Annotated in this window: 21 protein-coding genes; 7 read left to right on the forward strand and 14 right to left on the reverse strand. The window is 72.8% G+C overall.

Going from position 1 to position 18,947, the window contains the following annotated elements; all coding sequences use genetic code 11:
* Positions 1-217 precede the first annotated feature (217 nt).
* The 9 genes from AB0C35_RS38420 to AB0C35_RS38460 form a co-directional block, all read right to left on the reverse strand.
* Positions 218-1,063, reverse strand: a complete 846-nt coding sequence (locus tag AB0C35_RS38420) for a hypothetical protein (RefSeq protein WP_358467099.1) — start codon at positions 1,061-1,063, stop codon at positions 218-220.
* Between the two features lie 13 nt (positions 1,064-1,076).
* A complete protein-coding gene (gene hisF, locus AB0C35_RS38425) occupies positions 1,077-1,853 on the reverse strand; it encodes an imidazole glycerol phosphate synthase subunit HisF (protein ID WP_358467101.1) in 777 nt (258 codons plus the stop codon).
* Positions 1,850-2,569, reverse strand: a complete 720-nt coding sequence (priA, locus tag AB0C35_RS38430) for a bifunctional 1-(5-phosphoribosyl)-5-((5-phosphoribosylamino)methylideneamino)imidazole-4-carboxamide isomerase/phosphoribosylanthranilate isomerase PriA (protein ID WP_358467103.1) — start codon at positions 2,567-2,569, stop codon at positions 1,850-1,852. Before priA ends, hisF begins: the two co-directional genes overlap by 4 nt.
* A gap of 35 nt (positions 2,570-2,604) precedes the next feature.
* Entirely contained in the window at positions 2,605-3,240 is a 636-nt protein-coding gene (gene hisH, locus AB0C35_RS38435; RefSeq protein ID WP_358467229.1) for an imidazole glycerol phosphate synthase subunit HisH, read from the reverse strand.
* Entirely contained in the window at positions 3,237-3,407 is a 171-nt protein-coding gene (locus AB0C35_RS38440; protein WP_358467105.1) for a hypothetical protein, read from the reverse strand. The genes hisH and AB0C35_RS38440 overlap by 4 nt, the downstream gene beginning before the upstream one ends.
* Before the next feature lie 2 nt (positions 3,408-3,409).
* Positions 3,410-4,003 carry an imidazoleglycerol-phosphate dehydratase HisB gene (gene hisB / locus AB0C35_RS38445; protein WP_358467106.1) on the reverse strand — a complete coding sequence of 198 codons (594 nt, stop codon included), beginning with the start codon at positions 4,001-4,003 and terminating at the stop codon, positions 3,410-3,412.
* Positions 4,000-5,088: a histidinol-phosphate transaminase gene (locus AB0C35_RS38450; RefSeq protein WP_358467108.1), complete on the reverse strand. Its 1,089-nt coding sequence runs from the start codon at positions 5,086-5,088 to the stop codon at positions 4,000-4,002. Before AB0C35_RS38450 ends, hisB begins: the two co-directional genes overlap by 4 nt.
* Positions 5,085-6,419, reverse strand: a complete 1,335-nt coding sequence (hisD, locus tag AB0C35_RS38455; RefSeq protein WP_358467110.1) for a histidinol dehydrogenase — start codon at positions 6,417-6,419, stop codon at positions 5,085-5,087. Before hisD ends, AB0C35_RS38450 begins: the two co-directional genes overlap by 4 nt.
* A 76-nt stretch (positions 6,420-6,495) precedes the next feature.
* Entirely contained in the window at positions 6,496-7,308 is an 813-nt protein-coding gene (locus tag AB0C35_RS38460; RefSeq protein WP_358467112.1) for a PhzF family phenazine biosynthesis isomerase, read from the reverse strand.
* Positions 7,309-7,524: 216 nt separating this feature from the next.
* Here AB0C35_RS38460 and AB0C35_RS38465 point away from each other — a divergent pair, with 216 nt between their 5' ends.
* Positions 7,525-8,187, forward strand: a complete 663-nt coding sequence (locus AB0C35_RS38465; protein ID WP_358467114.1) for an LON peptidase substrate-binding domain-containing protein — start codon at positions 7,525-7,527, stop codon at positions 8,185-8,187.
* A gap of 23 nt (positions 8,188-8,210) precedes the next feature.
* Positions 8,211-8,717, forward strand: a complete 507-nt coding sequence (gene ybaK / locus AB0C35_RS38470; protein ID WP_358467116.1) for a Cys-tRNA(Pro) deacylase — start codon at positions 8,211-8,213, stop codon at positions 8,715-8,717.
* On the opposite strand, the gene AB0C35_RS38475 is transcribed toward ybaK, so the two are convergent.
* Positions 8,601-9,218, reverse strand: coding sequence for a hypothetical protein (locus tag AB0C35_RS38475; protein WP_358467117.1), 618 nt, complete (start codon positions 9,216-9,218; stop codon positions 8,601-8,603). The genes ybaK and AB0C35_RS38475 overlap by 117 nt on opposite strands.
* A 97-nt stretch (positions 9,219-9,315) precedes the next feature.
* Between AB0C35_RS38475 and AB0C35_RS38480 the strand changes: the two genes are divergently transcribed.
* The gene (locus tag AB0C35_RS38480) at positions 9,316-10,020 is read left to right on the forward strand and encodes a DUF6882 domain-containing protein (RefSeq protein WP_358467119.1); all 705 of its coding nucleotides are present in this window, start codon (positions 9,316-9,318) and stop codon (positions 10,018-10,020) included.
* A 64-nt stretch (positions 10,021-10,084) separates the two neighbouring features.
* Positions 10,085-10,975, forward strand: a complete 891-nt coding sequence (locus tag AB0C35_RS38485) for an LLM class flavin-dependent oxidoreductase (protein ID WP_358467121.1) — start codon at positions 10,085-10,087, stop codon at positions 10,973-10,975.
* Between the two features lie 7 nt (positions 10,976-10,982).
* Here AB0C35_RS38485 and dnaE read toward each other — a convergent pair whose 3' ends face one another.
* Both dnaE and AB0C35_RS38495 read right to left on the reverse strand, forming a co-directional pair.
* Positions 10,983-14,513, reverse strand: a complete 3,531-nt coding sequence (gene dnaE, locus AB0C35_RS38490) for a DNA polymerase III subunit alpha (RefSeq protein WP_358467123.1) — start codon at positions 14,511-14,513, stop codon at positions 10,983-10,985.
* Positions 14,514-14,638: 125 nt separating this feature from the next.
* A complete protein-coding gene (locus tag AB0C35_RS38495; protein ID WP_358467231.1) occupies positions 14,639-15,493 on the reverse strand; it encodes an AraC family transcriptional regulator in 855 nt (284 codons plus the stop codon).
* A 411-nt stretch (positions 15,494-15,904) separates the two neighbouring features.
* On the opposite strand from AB0C35_RS38495, the gene AB0C35_RS38500 reads away from it, so the two are divergent.
* The 3 genes from AB0C35_RS38500 to AB0C35_RS38510 are packed head-to-tail and all read left to right on the forward strand — an operon-like array spanning position 15,905 to position 17,306.
* Entirely contained in the window at positions 15,905-16,219 is a 315-nt protein-coding gene (locus AB0C35_RS38500; RefSeq protein WP_358467233.1) for a chorismate mutase, read from the forward strand.
* A 56-nt stretch (positions 16,220-16,275) separates the two neighbouring features.
* Positions 16,276-16,998, forward strand: a complete 723-nt coding sequence (locus AB0C35_RS38505) for an AzlC family ABC transporter permease (protein ID WP_358467125.1) — start codon at positions 16,276-16,278, stop codon at positions 16,996-16,998.
* Positions 16,995-17,306, forward strand: coding sequence for an AzlD domain-containing protein (locus AB0C35_RS38510; protein ID WP_358467127.1), 312 nt, complete (start codon positions 16,995-16,997; stop codon positions 17,304-17,306). Before AB0C35_RS38505 ends, AB0C35_RS38510 begins: the two co-directional genes overlap by 4 nt.
* Positions 17,307-17,310: 4 nt before the next feature.
* Here AB0C35_RS38510 and AB0C35_RS38515 read toward each other — a convergent pair whose 3' ends face one another.
* Entirely contained in the window at positions 17,311-18,243 is a 933-nt protein-coding gene (locus AB0C35_RS38515; RefSeq protein ID WP_358467129.1) for an RluA family pseudouridine synthase, read from the reverse strand.
* On the reverse strand, positions 18,243-18,938 hold the full coding sequence (lspA, locus tag AB0C35_RS38520; RefSeq protein ID WP_358467131.1) for a signal peptidase II: 696 nt from the start codon (positions 18,936-18,938) through the stop codon (positions 18,243-18,245). The genes AB0C35_RS38515 and lspA overlap by 1 nt, the downstream gene beginning before the upstream one ends.
* Between the last annotated feature and the right edge of the window lie 9 nt (positions 18,939-18,947).

Here is an 18,947-nt window from a genome sequence, read left to right on the forward strand (position 1 = left end):
GTTCCAGGGGGTCGCCCCCCTGGGCTAACACAGCACGGTTCGTGCGGCCGGAGGCGCCCCAGCGCCGGAGGTCGCACGAACCGCCGAGCCGGGCGACCGCAGCGACACGACACCAACCCGCACGGTCACAACAATGCGAAACCGTGTCGTGAGGATCGACCGGCTCGCAACGGGGGTTCCAGGGGGTCGCCCCCCTGGGCTAACACCACCCCCTGGGCTAACACCACCCCGCGATGGCCTTGGCGAAGCGGGTGGCGCTGCCGGGGGCGTGGTGGAGGTAGAGGTTGGGCTCGGTCAGTTCTAGTTCGATGATGAGCGGTGAGCCGTCGGGGCCTGGGATGAGGTCGACGCGGGCGTAGAGGAGGTCCTCGCCGCCCGGGACGGCGGCCAGTGCCCGTCTCGCCACGTCCAGTTCCGCGTCGGTCGCCGTGGACGCGGTGACCTGGCCGCGGGTGGCGTCGTCCCTGACCGGTCCCTGGACGCCCGCGCCGGGGGTGAGGATCTGCGCCTTGCGGCCGGCGTGGCTGTACTCGCCGTCGCAGAAGATCAGTGCGGTCTCGCCGGCGGTGTCGACCGCGGACAGGTACGGCTGGACCATCACCGTCCGGCCCGCGTCGCGCAGTGAGCGCAGGTGGGCGCGGGCCGCGTCCTCCTCCCCCGGGCCCCAGCGGGCCGTGTCGCGGGACCCGATCGAGACGGCAGGCTTGATCACGTACTCGGGCCAGCCGGACGGGATGTCGTCCGGGTCCCACAGGGTCGGGACGACGGGCAGGCCCGCGTCGGACAGGTCGCGGAGGTAGCGCTTGTCGGTGTTCCACCGGACGATTCCGGCGGGGTTCAGGACGTGCGGGAGGCTCTCGGCCCATGCCACGAACGCGTCGCGCTTGCCGGTGTAATCCCAGGTGGAGCGGATGACGACCAGGTCGTGGCGGGACCAGTCGACGTCGCCGTCCCAGATGGCGGGCTCGGCGTCGATGCCGAGGGACGCCAGGGCGGCGGTCAGGGCCCGCACGTCGTCGTTTCCGTCGGGCAGCCTGGAGCATGTCGCGAGCGCGATGGTCATGGGGGCTCCCGCTTCAGCGGACGGGGTGGCCGGCGGTGCGCAGCGCGGTCTTGACCTCGGAGATCTTCAGCTCGCCGAAGTGGAAGACGCTGGCGGCCAGGACGGCGTCCGCGCCCGCGTCCACGGCGGGGACGAAATGCTCGACGGCCCCGGCGCCGCCGCTGGCGATCACCGGCACGGTCACCGTCTCCCGGACCAGGCGCAGCATCTCCAGGTCGAAGCCGGCCTTCGTGCCGTCGGCGTCCATGGAGTTCAGCAGGATCTCGCCGACGCCGAGGTCCTGGCCGCGGCGGGCCCACTCGATCGCGTCGATGCCGGTCCCCTTCCGCCCGCCGTGGGTGGTCACCTCGAACCCCGATTCGGTGCCCTGCCGGTCGGGGAGGACCGCGCGGCGGGCGTCCACCGACAGCACGACGCACTGCGACCCGAACCGGTGCGCGGCCTCCCGCAGGAACTCCGGGCGCGCGATCGCGGCGGTGTTGATCGACACCTTGTCGGCGCCCGCGCGCAGCAGCCGGTCGACGTCCTCGACGGTCCGGACGCCGCCGCCGACCGTGAGGGGGATGAACACCTGCTCGGCGGTGCGGCGGACGACGTCGTAGGTCGTGGAGCGGTCGGCGCTGGACGCGGTGATGTCGAGGAACGTCAGCTCGTCGGCGCCCTCGGCGTCGTAGCGGCGGGCCAGCTCGACGGGGTCGCCGGCGTCCCGCAGGTTCTGGAAGTTGACGCCCTTGACCACCCGCCCGGCGTCGACGTCCAGGCACGGGATCACGCGCACGGCCACGGTCACTTGACGGCCTCCAGGGCCTCTTCCAGCGTGAACGCCCGCGCGTAGAGCGCCTTGCCGACGATCGCGCCCTCGACGCCGTCTGGGACCAGGCCCGCCAGCGCCCGCAGGTCGTCCAGCGAGGAGACCCCGCCGGACGCGATGACCGGCTTGTCGGTCCGGGTGCAGACCTCGCGGAGCAGCTCGGTGTTGGGGCCGCGCAGCGTGCCGTCCTTGGTGACGTCGGTGACCACGTAGCGGGGGCAGCCGTCGTCCTCCAGCCGGGCGAGGACGTCCCACAGGTCGCCGCCCTCCCGCGTCCAGCCGCGCGCGGCGAGCGTCGTGCCGCGCACGTCCAGCCCCACGGCGATCTTGTCGCCGTGCGAGGCGATGATCTTCCGGCACCAGGCGGGGTCCTCCAGTGCGGCGGTGCCGATGTTGACGCGGGCGCAGCCGGTGGCGAGGGCCGCCTCCAGCGACGCGTCGTCGCGGATGCCGCCGGACAGCTCCACCTTGATGTCCAGCTTCCCGGTCACCTCGGCGAGCAGCTCCCGGTTGGACCCGCGGCCGAACGCGGCGTCCAGGTCGACCAGATGGATCCACTCCGCCCCCGCGCGCTGCCACGCCAGCGCCGCCTCCAGCGGGGCGCCGTAGGAGGTCTCGGTGCCGGCCTCGCCCTGGACCAGGCGGACCGCCTGGCCGTCGGCGACGTCGACGGCGGGAAGGAGCGTCAAAGTCATGCGGAAACCTTTTCGACGGGTCGTGGAAGAGGATCTCAGGACAGGGTGGTGAGCCAGTTGCGGAGCAGCTCGGCTCCCGCGTCGCCGGACTTCTCCGGGTGGAACTGGGTGGCGCACAGCGGGCCGTTCTCGACGCCGGCGACGAAACGGTCGCCGTGCTCGGCCCAGGTGACCAGCGGCGCCTCGATGAGGCCGGTCGGGTCGGGCTCCAGGTCCCAGCGGCGGGCCGCGTAGGAGTGGACGAAGTAGAACCGGGCGTCCCGCAGGCCGCGGAACAGGACCGAGCCCTCGGGGACGTCCACGGTGTTCCAGCCCATGTGCGGGACGACGGGGGCGTCGAGCCGGTCGACCGTGCCGGGCCACTCGTCGCAGCCCTCGGTGGTGACGCCGTGCTCGATGCCCTTGGTGAACAGGATCTGCATGCCGACGCAGATGCCCAGGACGGGGCGCCCGCCGGCGAGGCGGCGCCCGATGATCTGTTCGCCGCGGACCGAGCGCAGGCCGGCCATGCACGCCGCGAACGCGCCGACACCGGGCACGACCAGGCCGTCGGCGGCGAGCGCGGCGTCCCAGTCGGCGGTGACGGTCACGCCGGCGCCGGCGCGGGCGACGGCGCGTTCGGCCGAGCGCAGGTTCCCCGACCCGTAGTCGAGGATGACGACGTCCTTCACAGCCACGACACGCCCCCCGCGACGGCCAGCCCGGCGAGGACCAGCAGGATCACCGCGCCGATCTTGATGCCCTGCTTGACGAAGCTGTAGACGCCCGCCAGCAGGAACACCGCGACCGCGAAGAGCGCCATGGTGCCGTAGGTGAAGTGCAGGTCACCGATGTCCACGGCTACAGGGCCCCCTTGGTGGACGGGACGCCGTGCACCTTCGGGTCGAACGCCACGGCGTCGCGCAGCGCGCGGGCGAGGGCCTTGAACTGCGCCTCGACGATGTGGTGGGCGTTGCGCCCGTACGGGACGTGGACGTGCAGCGCCACCCGCGCGTTCGACACGAACGACTCGAAGATGTGCCGGGTCATCGTGGTGTCGTACTCGGGGCCGATCATCGGGGCCATGCCGTCCGGCTCGACGTGCACGAGGTAGGGGCGGCCGGACACGTCCACGGTGACCTGCGCGAGGGACTCGTCCAGCGGGATCGACGCGTCGGCGAAGCGGCGGATGCCGGCCTTGTCGCCGAGCGCCTCCCGGAACGCCTGGCCGAGCGCGATGGAGGTGTCCTCGATCGTGTGGTGGCTGTCGATGTGCAGGTCGCCGGTGGTCTTGACGGTCAGGTCGAACGACCCGTGCTTGCCGAGCTGGGCCAGCATGTGGTCGAAGAACCCCACGCCGGTCGCGACGTCGACCTGCCCGGTCCCGTCGAGGTCGATCTCCACGAGGACCTGGGTCTCCTTGGTCCCGCGCTCGACTCGTCCCTTGCGCGTCACAGACTCTCCTTAAGTGCGGTGCGGAAGGCGGCCATCTCGTCCGGGGCGCCGACGGTCACCCGCAGCCACTCGGGCGGCCCGACCTCGCGGATCAGCACGCCGCGGCCGAGGAGGCCCTCCCAGACGCGGCGGCGGTCCGGGAACGTCCCGAACAGGACGAAGTTGGCGTCGGAGTCGGCCACCCGGAGCCCCTCGGCGCGCAGCCACGCGACCAGGTCGTCGCGTTCGCGGCGCAGCGCGCCGACGCCGCCGAGCAGTTCCCCGCCGTGGGCGAGGGCGGTGCGGGCCACGGCCTGGGTGACGGCCGACAGGTGGTAGGGCAGCCGGACGAGCAGCAGCGCGTCGAGGACGGCGGGGTCGGCGGCCAGGTAGCCGAGCCGGGTCCCGGCCATCGCGAACGCCTTGGACATCGTCCGGGTGACGATCAGCCGCGGGTTGCCGTCCAGCAGCGTCAGCGCGGACGGCGTCTCCCGGCGGCGGAACTCGGCGTACGCCTCGTCGACGACGACCATGCCGGGCGCCGCCCGCAGGACGGCCTCGATCGCCTCCAGCGGCAGCGCGGTCCCGGTCGGGTTGTTCGGCGAGGTGAGGAACACGATGTCGGGCCGGTGCTCCTCGACGGCCTCGATCGCGCGGGCCGGTTCGATCCCGAAGTCGTCGTCGCGGAGGGCGTTGATCCAGCGCGTCCCCGACACCCTCGTGATGATCGGGTGCATCGAGTAGGACGGCTCGAAGCCGAGCGCGGTGCGGCCCGTCCCGCCGAACGCCAGCAGGACCTGCTGGAGGATCTCGTTGGAGCCGTTCGCCGCCCACACCCGTTCCGCGGTGAGGCCGGCGCCGGGCGTGTCGCCGTTCAGGAACGCGGCGAGGTCCTCGCGGAGAGCGACGGCGTCGCGGTCGGGGTAGCGGTTCAGCGTCCCGGCGACGTCCATGACGGCGTCGCCGAGGGCCTTCACCAGCTGCTCGGACGGCGGATACGGGTTCTCGTTGGTGTTCAGCGCGTACGGGACGTCCAACTGGGGCGCACCGTAGGGTTCGCGGCCCCGCAGATCGTCCCGCAGCGGCAGGTCGTCGAGCGAGGTCACGAGGGGACCTCCCAGTCGCTGTGCTTGCCTGGTTCGGCTCCGCCGAAACGCGCCTTCAGCGCGGCGCCGTGGGCGGGCAGGTCCTCGGCCTCGGCGAGCGCGACCACGCGGGCGGTGGCGTCGGCGAGGGCGTCGCGGTCGTACTCGACGACGTGGACGCCGCGCAGGAACGACTGGACCGACAGCCCGGACGAGTGGCAGGCGCACCCGCCGGTCGGCAGCACGTGGTTGGACCCGGCGAGGTAGTCGCCGAGCGACACGGGGGCGTGCCGCCCCACGAAGATCGCACCGGCGTTGCGGACGCGGGCGGCCACGGCGGAGGCGTCGGCGGTCTGGATCTCCAGGTGCTCGGCGGCGTAGGCGTCCACGACCTTCAGGCCGTCCTCGACGTCGTCCACCAGCACGATGCCGGACTGCCGCCCGGCGAGGGCCTCGGTGATCCGCTCGGTGTGCCTGGTACGGGCGACCTGCGCCTTCAGTTCGGTCTCGACGTCGTCGGCGAGCCGCGCCGAGTCGGTGACCAGCACGGCCGCGGCGAGCGTGTCGTGCTCGGCCTGGCTGATCAGGTCGGCGGCGACGTCCACCGGGTCGGCGGTGGCGTCGGCGAGGATCGCGATCTCGGTCGGGCCCGCCTCGGCGTCGATGCCGATCACGCCCTTGAGCAGCCGTTTGGCGGCGGCGACGTAGACGTTGCCGGGCCCGGTGACGAGATCGGCGCGGGGGCAGTCGCCGGTGCCGTAGGCGAACATCGCGATGGCCTGCGCGCCGCCGGCGGCGTACACCTCGTCCACGCCGAGCAGCGCGCACGCGGCCAGGATCGCCGGGTGCGGCAGCCCGCCGAAGTCGCGCTGCGCGGGCGAGGTGACGGCGAGGGAGCCGACCCCGGCCTCCTGGGCGGGAACGACGTTCATGACCACGCTGGACGGGTACACGGCGCGCCCGCCCGGCACGTACAGCCCGACGCGCTCGACCGGGATCCAGCGTTCGGTGACGGTGCCGCCCGGGACCACCTGCGTGGTGACGTCGGTGCGGCGCTGGGCGCGGTGGACGACGCGGGCGCGGCGGATGCTCTCCTCCAGCGCGTCCCGGACGGCCGGGTCGAGTTCGGCGAGGGCACGGTGGACGGCCTCGACCGGGACCCGGGCGCTCTCCAGATCGACCCCGTCGAACTTCTTCGTGTGCTCCCGGACCGCCTCCGAGCCCCGATGGCGGACGTCCTCACAGATGGGCCGCACCTTGTCCAGGGCGGCCGCGACGTCGAGTTCGGCCCGGGGCAGCACGGAGCGCAGATCGGCGGGCAGCGAACCGCGCAGGTCGATACGGGAAATCACGCGTCCAGTCTACGGAGTGCCCTACACCCCTCGCGCACCGTCTCACGTGCCGAGACGGGCGCGTCGTCCACGTCGGTCATGCCCGCAGTTCGCCGTCCAGGACGGTGACGGCGGAGCCGGACAGCACGACGCGGTCGCCGCGCACGGCGACACCGACGTACCCGCCGCGCGCCGACGCCTGGAAGCCGGTCATGGCGTCGCGGCCGAGGCGCCGGGCCCAGTAGGGGGCGAGGGCGCAGTGCGCCGCGCCGGTGACGGGGTCCTCGCCGTCGCCGGGCAGGACGCGCGGCGCCAGGAACCGGGACACGAAGTCGTGATCGCTCCCCCGGGCGGCCGCCGCCGTGACGATCACGCCGCGGGCGTCGATCCGGGCGACCGCGGAGACGTCGGGGGCGAGGTCGCGGACGGCCGCCTCGTCGGCGACCTCGGCGAGCAGGTCGTGCTGCGAGTTCCGCCCGGCGGCGCCCACCTCGACGCCGAGCGCCTCGGCGAGCCCCTCGGGAACGTCGACGGGCTCGGGCGGGCAGGCCGGGAAGTCCATCGACAGGGTTCCGCGCCCGTCCCCGGTGACCGTCAGGACACCGCTCTTGAGCGTCCGGAAGCGGATCGGCCCGCCCGGCGCGACGATCCCGGTGGAGTAGAGGGCGTGCGCGGCGCCCAGGGTGGCGTGCCCGCACAGCGGGACCTCCACCATCGGCGTGAACCAGCGCAGCTCGAAGTCCGCCTCGGGGTCCTCGACGGGACGGACGAACGCGGTCTCGGAGTGCTTCATCTCCTCGGCGACCCGCTGCATCCACACGGGATCGGCGGCGTCCTGGAGCAGGCACACCGCAGCCGGGTTGCCGGCGAACGGGCGGTCGGTGAACGCGTCGACGACGAGCATCCTCATGACGTCCGACGCTACCGCCGGTCCCGGGCGGGGCGGCAGGGCCGATCGGAGGAATTGGCCCGGCCGCGCGGGCACACCTGCCCGAAGCCGGGAACCGGCACGATGACACCCGCTTCACACTGTGAAAAACCGGACCTTACCAAGATCATCAAGTACCACGTACGCTGGCGTTGAGGGCGTTCCCCCGGCGGCGCCCAGGAGCGTGGGAGAAAGAGTGTGACCGAGAGGCTCGCCCTGTTCCCCCTGGGCACCGTGCTGTTCCCCGGGCTGGTCCTCCCCCTGCACCTGTTCGAGGACCGCTACCGGCGGCTGATCGGCGACCTCCTGGAGCTGCCCGAGCCCCGCGGCTTCGGCGTGGTCGGCATCGAACTCGGCCACGAGGTCGGCGAGAGCGCGGCGCACCGGCTCGCCGAGGTCGGCTGCGTCGCCGAACTGCGCGAGGCGACCCGGCACCCGGACGGGCGCTACGACATCGTGACGGTCGGCGCCCGGCGGTTCCGGCTGAAGGAGCTCGACCGCTCCCGGCCCTACCTGCAGGGCGAGGTGGAGTACCTCCCCGAGGAGCCCGGGGCCGACCCGGCGCCGGTCGCCCAGCGCGTCCGGCGGCTGTACCGGCTGTACCGGCACCGGCTGGGCGCCGCCGGCGCCGGGCCGTTCGACGAGACCGAGCCGCCCGACGACCCGGTGGCCATGTCCTACGTGATCGCGGCGTCGCTCGTCCTGGACGGCCACGACAAGCAGCGGCTGCTGGAGTGCGAGGACGCCGCGCTGCGCCTGGAGGCCGAACGCGACCTGCTGGCCAGGGAGAACCGCATCCTGGACGTGCTCCCGATGATCCCCGCCGGGCAGTTCCTCGACGGGTCCTTCCACCCCAACTGAGACGATCGCGGCAGACTGCGTCCATGAGCACAGCGAAGACCAAGGGCGGCAGGGGCGGCCAGGGGACGCCGGCGACCGTCGCCGCCGCCAAGGCGAAGATCGAGTTCACGCTGCACGCCTACGAGCCGGACCCGGACGCCGAGTCCTACGGGGAGGCCGCCGCCGACGCCCTCGGCATCCCGCACGGGCAGATCTTCAAGACGCTGCTCGCGGACGTCGACGGGCGGCTGGCCGTCGGCGTCGTCCCGGTGTCGGCGACCCTCGACCTGAAGGCCCTCGCGGCCGCGGCCGGCGGCAAGAGGGCCCGGATGGCCGACCCGCGCGACGCCGAACGCGCCACCGGCTACGTCGTCGGCGGGATCAGCCCGCTCGGGCAGCGCCGGACGCTGCCGACCGTCATCGACGCGTCGGTGTCAGCGCTCCCGTCCGTCTATGTCTCGGCCGGCCGGCGCGGACTGCAGATCGAACTCGCGCCCGCCGACCTCGTCCGCCTCACCCGCGCCTCGCTCGCCGCGATCGCCCGCGGGTAGCCGCCGGACGATCACCTCCAGCATCCCGTAGAGGACGACCGCGGGCAGCGCCCAGAACACCAGGACGCCCTTCGCCCGCAGGTCGGCGACCCCGGTCACGGTGGTGCCGTCGCGCGCGGCGCGGACCGCGTCCTGGAACTCCGCCAGGCCGATCAGATGGCCGGTCTGCCAGGCGAGGACGGCCGCGGCGGAGCCGCCCACGGCCAGCCCGAGCAGCAGCGGGACGTCGTTGCGGCGGCCGCCCGCCAGATAGGCGGCGGCGCCGCACAGCAGACCGGCCACGAGGACGATGACGGCGAAGCCCGCGTCGACGCCGATCGGACCCTGCCCTTCCGGATCGGCGAGCAGCGGCTCACCCTGGACGATCACATATGTCACCTCGGGGACCGTGCCGGCCCACAACAGCCCCGCCGGCGGCCCGAGGAGCGCCACGACCGCGGCGGTCACCGCCCCCGTCGTCCACGGCCTCGTCGCCAAGAGCCTCCCGGTGGGTCCCCGCACCTCGTACGCTCCTAGATGTGAGTCCTCTGACAGCGAAAGCCTAGCCTGCCCGATTCCAGCCCCCGATCGCCTCGACTACTGGGATAATGTGCCCGACATGTCCGGATTCAGTCCCGCGTTCGAACGCCTCGGCGCCGCGCTGGCGGCCGTCGTCCTGCAGCAGCAGGAGACGCTCGCCGAGTTCCTGCCGCGCGAGGACTGGAGCGCCGACCTGACCGCCCGCACCTATGCCAGCGGCGGGGTCACCGTCCGGGTCTCGCTGCTCGGCAGCTACGCCGCCCGCGAGCGCACCTGGCTGTGGGGATGGGCGAACCCCCAGTTCGGCGACGCGCACCCCGCCGTCGTCCCGACGCTGGTCATCCGGACGATCGGCGAGCGGCTCGGCATCCCCGAGTTCACCACCCCCGAGGTCGACCTGTCCTGGTACGAGGGGCCCGCCGGGCACGGCGGCGAGCTGATCGCGATGGCCGCCGGCGGCGTCCTCGGCGGCGCCGGGTACATCGGCGCCGGCTACGACGGCGGCTCGGCCTACCTGCACGTCGACGACCCGCAGGCGCCGTCCGCGCCGTGGGACCCGATCCCGCTCCCCCGGCTGCTGACCAACGCGGCGGGCCTGTTCCCGCACGAGCCGCGGCTGACGCTCGCCGGGTTCCTGTCCCACCACCGCGTCCCGTTCCGGCAGAGCGACGTCCTGACCGAGGCGCTCCTCCCCGGCGGCGGCACCGCCCGCGCCCGGTTCGACGGCCTCGGCCGCTTCGTCAAGTGGGAGGCCGAACTGAGCCCCGTCACCCTGGGCACCTGACACCGTGCCGGGCCCAGTGGCGTTACTGATTCGGCCCTGATCCGGTCTCGGTAGCGTCGGCCCCATGACCTACCGATTCGGCATCCAGCTCAACCCTTCCGCCGCCGGTCTCGGCGATGTCCGCGCCCTCGCCCGGCTCGCCGACGCCGACGGTCTCGACCTGCTCGGCGTCCAGGACCACCCCTACGCCGCCGACCTCGCCGACACGGTCGCGCTAATGGCGGCCGTCCTCGCCGAGACCGAGCGGCTGCGGGTGTTCCCGGACGTGGCGAGCCTGCCGCTGCGGGGGCCCGCCGTCCTCGCCAAGCAGGCCGCCACGCTCGACCTCCTGAGCGGCGGCCGGTTCGAGCTCGCGCTCGGCGCCGGCGCGTTCTGGCCCGCGATCACCGCGATGGGCGGCCCGCACCGCACCGCCGGGCAGGCGCTCCGGGCGCTGGAGGAGGCCATCGAGATCATCCGGGCCATGTGGCGGCCCGGCGAGACGGTCAAGGTCACCGGCGAGCACTACACGGTGAAGGGCGTCCACGCGGGCCCCGCCCCGGCGCACCCGGTCGGCATCTGGATCGGCAGCGTCGGCCCCAGGGCGCACGCGCTCACCGGGCGCCTCGGCGACGGGTGGGCCGCGCCGATCCCGCACTACCTCCCGTACGAGAAGTGGCGCGAGTCCCAGGACGTCATCACCCGCGCCGCCGAGGACGCGGGCCGCGACCCGTCCGCCATCACCCGCATCGCGCAGCTCGTCGGCGACATCACGGCCGCCCCCGGCACCGTCCGGCTCCAGGGCGAGGAACCCGTCCGCACCGACGCGGCAGGGTGGGCCCGGGTCCTCGCCGGTCTCGCCACCGACACCGGGTTCGACACGTTCGTCTACTGGCCCGAGACCGCGGACGAGACCCAGCTCCTCCGCTGGACCCGGGAGGTGGTCCCCGCGACCCGCGCCCTCCTGGGCGCCTGACCGCGGATCAGCTCAGGCAGGACGGGCCGAGGAGCTGCTTCAGGTCGCCCATCAGCGCCGGGGACGGCGCCACCCGCAGCCTGTCGTCCAACCGGACGACCGTGGTCCGCGGCCCGTTCTGCAGGTGCAGGTGCACCTCCGCGCTGCCGGGATGGGTGATCAGGACCTCCTTCAGCCGCGACACCGTCGGCGGCGTGCAGCGGCCGAGCGGCATCGTGACCGAGAGCGGGCCGGTCGCGTCGGTGACCGACAGGTCCGGCTGGGTCACCTCCATCGCGATGATCTTCGCGACGTCCTCGCGGCGGTCCAGCTTCCCCTTGACGATCAGGATCGCGTCCTCGGCCAGCAGCGTGGAGCACAGCTGGTAGGACGACGGGAAGCACAGCACCTCGATGGAGCCGCCGAGGTCCTCCAGCTGGAACATCGCCCACGAGTTGCCCTGCTTGGTGACCTTGCGCTGCAGGCCGGACAGGAGGCCGGCCACGACCACGATCTGGCCGTCGGGGCGCTCGCCCCCGTTCAGGACCGCGATGGTGCAGTCGGCCTCGCGCTCCAGGATGTGCTCGACGCCGAGGAGCGGGTGGTCGGACACGTACAGGCCGAGCATCTCCCGCTCGAACGCCAGGAGGGTCGTCTTGTCCCACTCCTCGCCCTCGGGGATCGTGACGGCGAACGCGTCGTCGGTGCCGTCGTCCTCCAGCGCCCCGAAGAGGGAGTCCTGGCCGACGGCCTCCTTGCGCTTGATGTCGATGACGGAGTCGATGGCCTGCTCGTGCACCATCAGCAGCGCCTTGCGCTGGTGGCCCAGCTCGTCGAACGCGCCCGCCTTGATCAGCGACTCCACGACCCGCTTGTTGCAGACGATCGGCGGGACCTTGTTGAGGAAGTCGTTGAAGTCGGTGTAGGCGCCCTTCTCCTTGCGCGCCGCGACGATCCCGTCCACCACGTTGTGGCCGACGTTGCGGACGGCCGACAGCCCGAAGCGGATCTCGGTGTCGCCGAGCGGGGTGAAGTCGGCCTCGGAGGTGTTGACGTCGGGCGGCAGGACCTTCAGGCCCATCCGGCGGCACTCGCTCAGGTAGAGGGCGCTCTTGTCCTTGTCGTCGCCGACGGACGTGAGCAGGCCCGCCATGTACTCGGCCGGATAGTTCGCCTTGAGGTAGGCCGTCCAGTAGGAGACGAGCCCGTACGCGGCGGAGTGCGCCTTGTTGAACGCGTAGTCGGAGAAGGGGACGAGGATGTCCCACAGGGTCTTGACGGCCTGCTTGGAGAAGCCGTTGTCGACCATGCCCTGCTCGAAGCCGACGAACTGGGCGTCCAGCTCCGCCTTCTTCTTCTTGCCCATGACGCGGCGGAGCAGGTCCGCTTTGCCGAGCGTGTAGCCCGCCACCTTCTGCGCGATCGCCATGACCTGCTCCTGATAGACGATCAGGCCGTAGGTCGTGTCGAGGATCTCCCTGAGCGGCTCCTCCAGCTCCGGGTGGATCGGCGTGATCTCCTGCTGGCCGTTCTTGCGCAGCGCGTAGTTGGTGTGGGAGTTCGCGCCCATCGGGCCCGGCCGGTACAGGGCGCCGACGGCGGAGATGTCCTCGAAGTTGTCCGGCTTCATCAGCCGCAGCAGCGACCGCATCGGGCCGCCGTCGAACTGGAACACGCCGAGGGTGTCGCCGCGGGCGAGCAGGTCGTAGGTCGGCTGGTCGTCCAGCGGGAGGTCGAGCAGGTCGACGTCGATGCCCTTGTTCTTCTTGATCCCCTTGAGCGCGTCATCGATGATCGTCAGGTTCCGCAGGCCCAGGAAGTCCATCTTCAGCAGGCCGAGCGTCTCGCAGGTCGGATAGTCGAACTGCGTGATGATGGCGCCGTCGGCGTCCCGTCGCATGATCGGGATGTGGTCGGTGATCGACTCACCGGACATGATGACGCCGGCCGCGTGGACGCCGGTCTGGCGGATCAGCCCCTCCAGCCCCTGCGCCAGGTCCATGATCTGCTTGACGTCGGTCTCTTCCTCGTACAGCTTGCGCAGCTCGCCCGCCTCGCCGTAGCGGGGGTGCTTGTCGTCGAAGATGCCCGACAGCGGGATGTCCTTGCCCATCACGGCGGGCGGGAACGCCTTGGAGATCCGGTCGCCGAGCGCGTACGGGAAGCCGAGGACGCGGCCCGCGTCCTTGATGGCGGCCTTCGCCTTGATGGTGCCGAACGTGGCGATGAACGAGACCTTGTCGGCGCCCCACTTCTCCGTCGTGTACTTGATGACCTCGGCCCGCCGGTCTTCAGGGAAGTCGATGTCGATGTCGGGCATGGACGCGCGCTCGGGGTTCAGGAACCGCTCGAAGATCAGCCCGTGCGGGATCGGGTCGAGGTCGGTGATGCCCATCGCGTACGCGATCAGCGAGCCGGCGGCGCTGCCCCGCCCCGGGCCGACCAGGATGCCGTTCTCCTTGGCCCAGTTGATGAAGTCGGCGACGACGAGGAAGTACGACGGGTAGCCCTTGCCGAGGATGACGCCCATCTCGTACTCGGCCTGCTCCCTGTACCCGTCCGGCAGGCCGTCGGGGAAGCGGCGCTCCAGGCCCTTCCAGACCTCCTTGCGGAACCAGCTCTCCTCCGTCTCGCCCTCGGGGACGGGGAAGCGGGGGCTGAGGTCCTGGTACTCGAACATGCCCGCCGGGTCGACCCGCTCGGCGATCATGAGGGTGTTCCGGCAGCCCTCGGCCCAGATGTCGGACGCGTCGATGGCGCGCATCTCGTCGGCCGTCTTGATGTAGTAGCCGCTGCCGTTGAAGCGGAACCGGTCCGGATCGGCGAGCTGCTTGCCGACCTGGACGCACAGCAGCGCGTCGTGCGCGGTGGCCTCCGACTCGTGCGTGTAGTGCGAGTCGTTGGTGACCACCGGCGGGATGTCCAGCTTCTTGCCGATGTCGATCAGGCCCTGCCGGACCTGCTTCTCGATGTCGAGGCCGTGGTCCATCAGCTCCAGGAAGTAGTTGTCCTTGCCGAGGATGTCCTGGAACGTCGCCGCGGCCTTGAGCGCCTCGTCGAACTGGCCGAGCCGCAGCCGGGTCTGGACCTTGCCGGACGGGCAGCCCGTGGTCGCCATCAGGCCGTCCGCGTGCTCGGCGAGCAGCTCCTCGTCCATGCGGGCGTACTTGAAGACGAAGCCCTCGGTGTAGGCGCGGCTGGACAGCTTGAACAGGTTGTGCAGGCCCGTCCTGTTCCGCGCCCAGAGGGTCATGTGGTTGATCAGGCCGCCGCCGGAGACGTCATCGCGTTTCTGGCTCGGCTCCCCCCACTGGACCTTCTTCTTGTGGAACCTGGACTCCGGGGCCATGTAGGCCTCGATGCCGATGATGGGGGTGACGCCCACGGCCGTCGCCTGCTTGTGGAAGTCGTAGGCGCCGTGCATGTTGCCGTGGTCGGTCATGGCGATCGCCGGCATCTTCTGCCGGTCCACCTCTTCGAACATCTGCTTCAGGCGAGCGGCTCCGTCGAGCATGGAGTACTCGGTATGAACATGCAGGTGAACGAAAGAGTCCGGCATGCCTGCTGCGCCTCCTGCTCGTCGCATGCGACCGCGCACGCGCCTTGCCGGCACGTGTCGCGTCATCGGTCCGGGGGAAGATCGCCGACCCGGCGGGGGCGCCGGGACGACGCGGTGCTGAGAGCCTAACCCGCTACGCGGGGCCCCCGCGCGCCGACGCGCCCAATCCCGCGGGCACTACGGTAGGCGCCCGGAGGGACACCGAAAGTGCGCTTGAAATGGCGGGTCAGATGGGCCTGGTCGGCGAATCCCGTGCCTGCCGCGACGTCGGCCGGAGGCAGCCCCTCGTCCAGCAGGGCCCGCGCCCGCCGCACCCGCACCTGGTTGAGGTAGGCGTGCGGCGGCAGGCCGACGGTGTCGCGGAAGGCGCGCAGCAGCGCGAACGGGCGGGCCCCGACGGCCTCGGCCAGCCGCTCCAGCGACGGCGGGCCCACGAGGTTCGCGTGCAGGATGTCGCGGGCCTCGCGGACGGCGGCCGGCATGCCGGCGGACACGTCGTCCGGCCGGATCCGCGCGTGCCGGGTCAGCAGGTCGGCCAGGGCCGTCCGCAGCAGGGTGGACGCCGCCAGCGCGTCCCCCTTCTCCCCCGCCCGGTGGACGGCGCGCAGCAGGCCGGCGGCGGCCGGGTCGCTCAGGACGGGCCCGGCGAACGCGGGCGTGCCGGGCCGCGCGCCCAGATCGGCCGCCACCCCGGTCACGACATCGACCGGGGGGTACATCACGCGGTACGCCCAGCCCTCCGGCGCGCCCGCGTGCCCGCCGTGGACGACGCCGGGATTGACGACCACGATCGAACCGGCCCCGGCGCGCTCGACGCCGCCGCTTCCGTGCTCGAACTCCTCCACGCCCGCGTCGATCACGCCGAACACGTAGCCGTCGTGGGTGTGCCGGGTGAACCGGTGCGTCACGAAACGGGCCCGCAGCAGGTCGACCTCGGGCAGCGCCGGATGCCGGTAGTGGTGTGCGATCTCTGCCCCCATGTCGGACATGGTATTCGTCTCAACGGGCGAGACGATCTGTCCGGAGTTTGACGTGCGGGCGCCGTCGCCGCATACCATCGGATCCGTGGAACGTCGTCCTTCCAGGTTTACGCAGCCGGCTCCGGGTGAGCCGGTCGCCGAGACCTGAGCGACGACCCCGGAGCCGGCCAAAGGCGGAGCCCGTCCAGGGCTCTGCCTTTTCTGTTGATCGGAAGCGGCCCCGGGCACGGACTCCCCTCTGCGCGGACGGCCGCCGCACGAGAGGGAGACCGAATGCACGACCAGGTCATCGACCCCGCCGGGCACGATGCGGCATGCCCCGCCTGCGGCACGTCCGGCGGCCCGGACGCGCCGGGCGTCCCGGAACTGCGCGTCCCGGAACTGCGCGTCCCGGAACTGCGCGTCCCGGAACTGCGCGTCCCGGAACTGCGCGTCCCGCTGCCGTCCGCGGCGGCCATCACCACGCTCGGCGACGCCAGAGCCGCGATCGACGACCTCGACGCCGCCCTCGCCACGCTGCTGGAACACCGCGCCGCGGTCGCCGCCGCGGTCCAGCGCCTCAAGCCGGTCGGCGGCTTCGCCGGACGCGACCCCGGCCGTGAGCGGCGGATCGTCGAGGCGATGGCGGCGCGCGCCCCGTCCCTCGGCCCGGACCGCCTCGCCCGCATCATGAACGCGGTCATCGAGGCCGGGCTCGACGCCGCCGAACCCCGGCGACCGTCATGACTCAGGCGCAAGAACGTTCAAGAACGCGCAGCGGGCGGGGCTCTAACGTCGGCCGCATGAGCGTTACCGAGGCAGGGGCATGCGCCGGGGAGGCCGCCGCACCGGACGACGCCGCCCGGAAGGCCGCCGTCCGGGACGGGCTGGGCGTGGGGATCGCCGTCGGCGTGTCCGGGCTCGCGTTCGGGGCGGCGGCGATCACGGCGGGACTCACCGTCGCGCAGGCGTGCGTGCTGAGCCTGCTCGCGTTCACCGGGGCGTCCCAGTTCGCGCTGGCCGGCGTGATCGGCGGGGGCGGCGGGCTGGTCGCCGGGTCGGTCGGCGCGGTCCTGCTCGGCGGCCGCAACGCCCTGTACGGGATGCGGCTCGCGGACATGCTGGCCGTCCGGGGCTGGCGCCGCCTGCTCACCGCGCACGTCGTCATCGACGAGACCACCGCCGTCGCGACCGCGCAGCGCGGCCGGGGGGCGGCCCGCGCCGGGTTCTACACCACGGCGATCAGCCTCTACCTGGCCTGGAACACCACCACGCTGCTGGGCGCGGCCGGAGCGGCACGGCTGGGCGACCCCGAGGTCGTCGGCCTGGACGTGCTCGGACCCGCGGCCTTCCTGGCCCTGCTGTGGCCCAGGCTCTCCGCGGGACGGAGGGAGGTGCGGGTCGCGGTGGCCGCCGCGGCGATCGCGCTCGCCACGACGCCGCTGCTGCCGCCCGGCGTGCCGGTCATGCTGGCCGCCGTCGCCGCGCTGCCCGCCCTGATCAGGCGGAAGGAGACCGCGTCGTGAACGTGTGGATCGCGGTGATCGCCACCGGGCTCGGCTGCTACGCGCTCAAACTCGGCGGGCTCGTCACCCCGCAGCGCGTCCTGGACGATCCCCGGGTGCGGCGGTTCACCGAACTCGTCCCGGTGGCGCTGCTGACCGCGCTGATCGCCGTGCAGGCGCTCGCCGACGGCAGGGCCCTGGAGTTCGACGCCGCCCGCATGGCGGGCCTCGGCGCGGCCGTCGCGGCGCTCCTGCTGCGGCTCCCGTTCCTGGTGGTCCTGATCGTGGCCGCCGGTGTCGCCGCCGGGTTGCGCCTGCTCGGCCTCTGACCGCTCAGGACTCCGCTTCGACGATCTCCAGGGCGCGGGCCAGGTCGTCCGGGTACGGGCTCTCGAACTCCACCCGCTCACCCGTCGTGGGGTGCTCGAAGCCCAGCCGGGCGGCGTGCAGCCACTGCCGTTTCAGGCCGAGACGCGCCGCGAGGGTCGGGTCGGCGCCGTACGCGAGGTCGCCCACGCAGGGATGCCGGATCGCGGCCATGTGCACCCGGATCTGGTGGGTGCGGCCCGTCTCCAGGTCGATGTCGAGCAGCGTGGCCGCCCGGAACGCCTCGACGGTGTCGTAGTGCGTCACCGAGGGCTTCCCGCCCGCCACGACCGCGAACCGGCCGTCGCCCGACGGATGCCGGTCGATGGGCGCGTCGACCGTCCCGCGGAACGGGTCCGGGTGGCCCTGCACGAGGGCCTGGTAGCGCTTGTCGACGCGGCGTTCCTTGAACGCGCGCTTCAGGCGCGAGTACGCGACCTCGCTCTTGGCCACGGCCATCGCGCCGGTGGTGTTGGCGTCCAGCCGGTGCACGATGCCCTGCCGCTCGGACGCGCCGCTGGTGGCGATCGTGTGCCCGGCCCCGAGCAGCCCGCCGAGGACGGTCGGGCCCGTCCAGCCGGTGGTCGGGTGCGCGGCGACGCCGATCGGCTTGTTCACCACGACGATGTCGTCGTCCTCGTACAGGACGGCCATCCCCGGGACGGGCTCGGCGACGGGCGCCGGGGGCACGGGCGGCGGCGGGAGCGTGACCTCCAGCCAGGCGCCCGCGTGCAGCCGCTCCGACTTGGTGGCCACCTCGGCGCCGTCCAGCAGGACGTCCCCGGCGGCGATCATGTCGGCGGCGCTGCCCCGCGACAGCCCGAACAGCCGCGCCAGCGCGGCGTCGACCCGCTCCCCCTCCAGCCCGTCCGGGACGTGGAGGCTGCGCATTTCGCCCATCAGGCCTTCTCCTCCGGCGCGGTGGCCGGGGCCTCGCCTGTTCCGGGCTGCTCGGGCTCGTGCCCGGGCCCGTGGTTGGCGGGCTCGTGGTTGGCGGGCCCGTGGTTGGCGGGCTCGTGGTTGGCGGGCTCGTGCTCGCCGGCGGGGTCGGGCCCGGCCTCGCCGCCGGGCTCGGACTCGCCGGGCCGCGGCTCGGGGCCTTCGGGTTCCCCGGCGTCCTGCTCGTCCTTGCCGGGGAGGCGCGTCCCGTCGATCTGGAGCCCGCGCGCCGCCAGCAGGACGGCCAGGACGCCGCCGCAGACGATCGACGAGTCGGCCAGGTTGAACACCGGGAAGTTCGGTACCTGGATCCAGTCGACGACATGGCCCTTCAACGGCGCCGGGGCCCGCAGCAGCCGGTCGATGAGGTTGCCGACGGCGCCGCCGAGCAGCAGGCCCAGGCAGATCGCCCAGGGCAGGCTCCGCAGGTTCCGGGCCGTGCGCAGGATCGCCACCACCACGCCGATGGCGATCAGGGTGAAGACGATCGTGTAGCCGGTGCCGATGGAGAACGCGGCGCCGCTGTTGCGGGTCTCGCGCAGGGTCAGCAGCCCGCCGAGCAGCCGGATCGGCTCGCTGTCCTGCAGCGTCGCCACCACGATGATCTTGGACACGATGTCGGCGGCGAGCGCGGCCAGCGCCACGGCGATCAGCACGCCGACGCG

Origin of the sequence: Spirillospora sp. NPDC048819 (genome assembly GCF_040650055.1) — a bacterium.
GTDB lineage: Bacteria > Actinomycetota > Actinomycetes > Streptosporangiales > Streptosporangiaceae > Spirillospora.

What these genes read in the sequence shown, in the direction of transcription:
- AB0C35_RS38420 (WP_358467099.1), bottom strand. Translation starts at nt 1,063, where the DNA reads ATGACCATCGCGCTCGCGACATGCTCCAGGCTGCCCGACGGAAACGAC.
- priA (WP_358467103.1), bottom strand. Translation starts at nt 2,569, where the DNA reads ATGACTTTGACGCTCCTTCCCGCCGTCGACGTCGCCGACGGCCAGGCG.
- AB0C35_RS38460 (WP_358467112.1), bottom strand. Translation starts at nt 7,308, where the DNA reads ATGAGGATGCTCGTCGTCGACGCGTTCACCGACCGCCCGTTCGCCGGC.
- ybaK (WP_358467116.1), top strand. Translation starts at nt 8,211, where the DNA reads ATGAGCACAGCGAAGACCAAGGGCGGCAGGGGCGGCCAGGGGACGCCG.
- AB0C35_RS38480 (WP_358467119.1), top strand. Translation starts at nt 9,316, where the DNA reads ATGTCCGGATTCAGTCCCGCGTTCGAACGCCTCGGCGCCGCGCTGGCG.
- AB0C35_RS38485 (WP_358467121.1), top strand. Translation starts at nt 10,085, where the DNA reads ATGACCTACCGATTCGGCATCCAGCTCAACCCTTCCGCCGCCGGTCTC.
- dnaE (WP_358467123.1), bottom strand. Translation starts at nt 14,513, where the DNA reads ATGCCGGACTCTTTCGTTCACCTGCATGTTCATACCGAGTACTCCATG.
- AB0C35_RS38495 (WP_358467231.1), bottom strand. Translation starts at nt 15,493, where the DNA reads ATGGGGGCAGAGATCGCACACCACTACCGGCATCCGGCGCTGCCCGAG.
- AB0C35_RS38505 (WP_358467125.1), top strand. Translation starts at nt 16,276, where the DNA reads ATGAGCGTTACCGAGGCAGGGGCATGCGCCGGGGAGGCCGCCGCACCG.
- AB0C35_RS38515 (WP_358467129.1), bottom strand. Translation starts at nt 18,243, where the DNA reads ATGGGCGAAATGCGCAGCCTCCACGTCCCGGACGGGCTGGAGGGGGAG.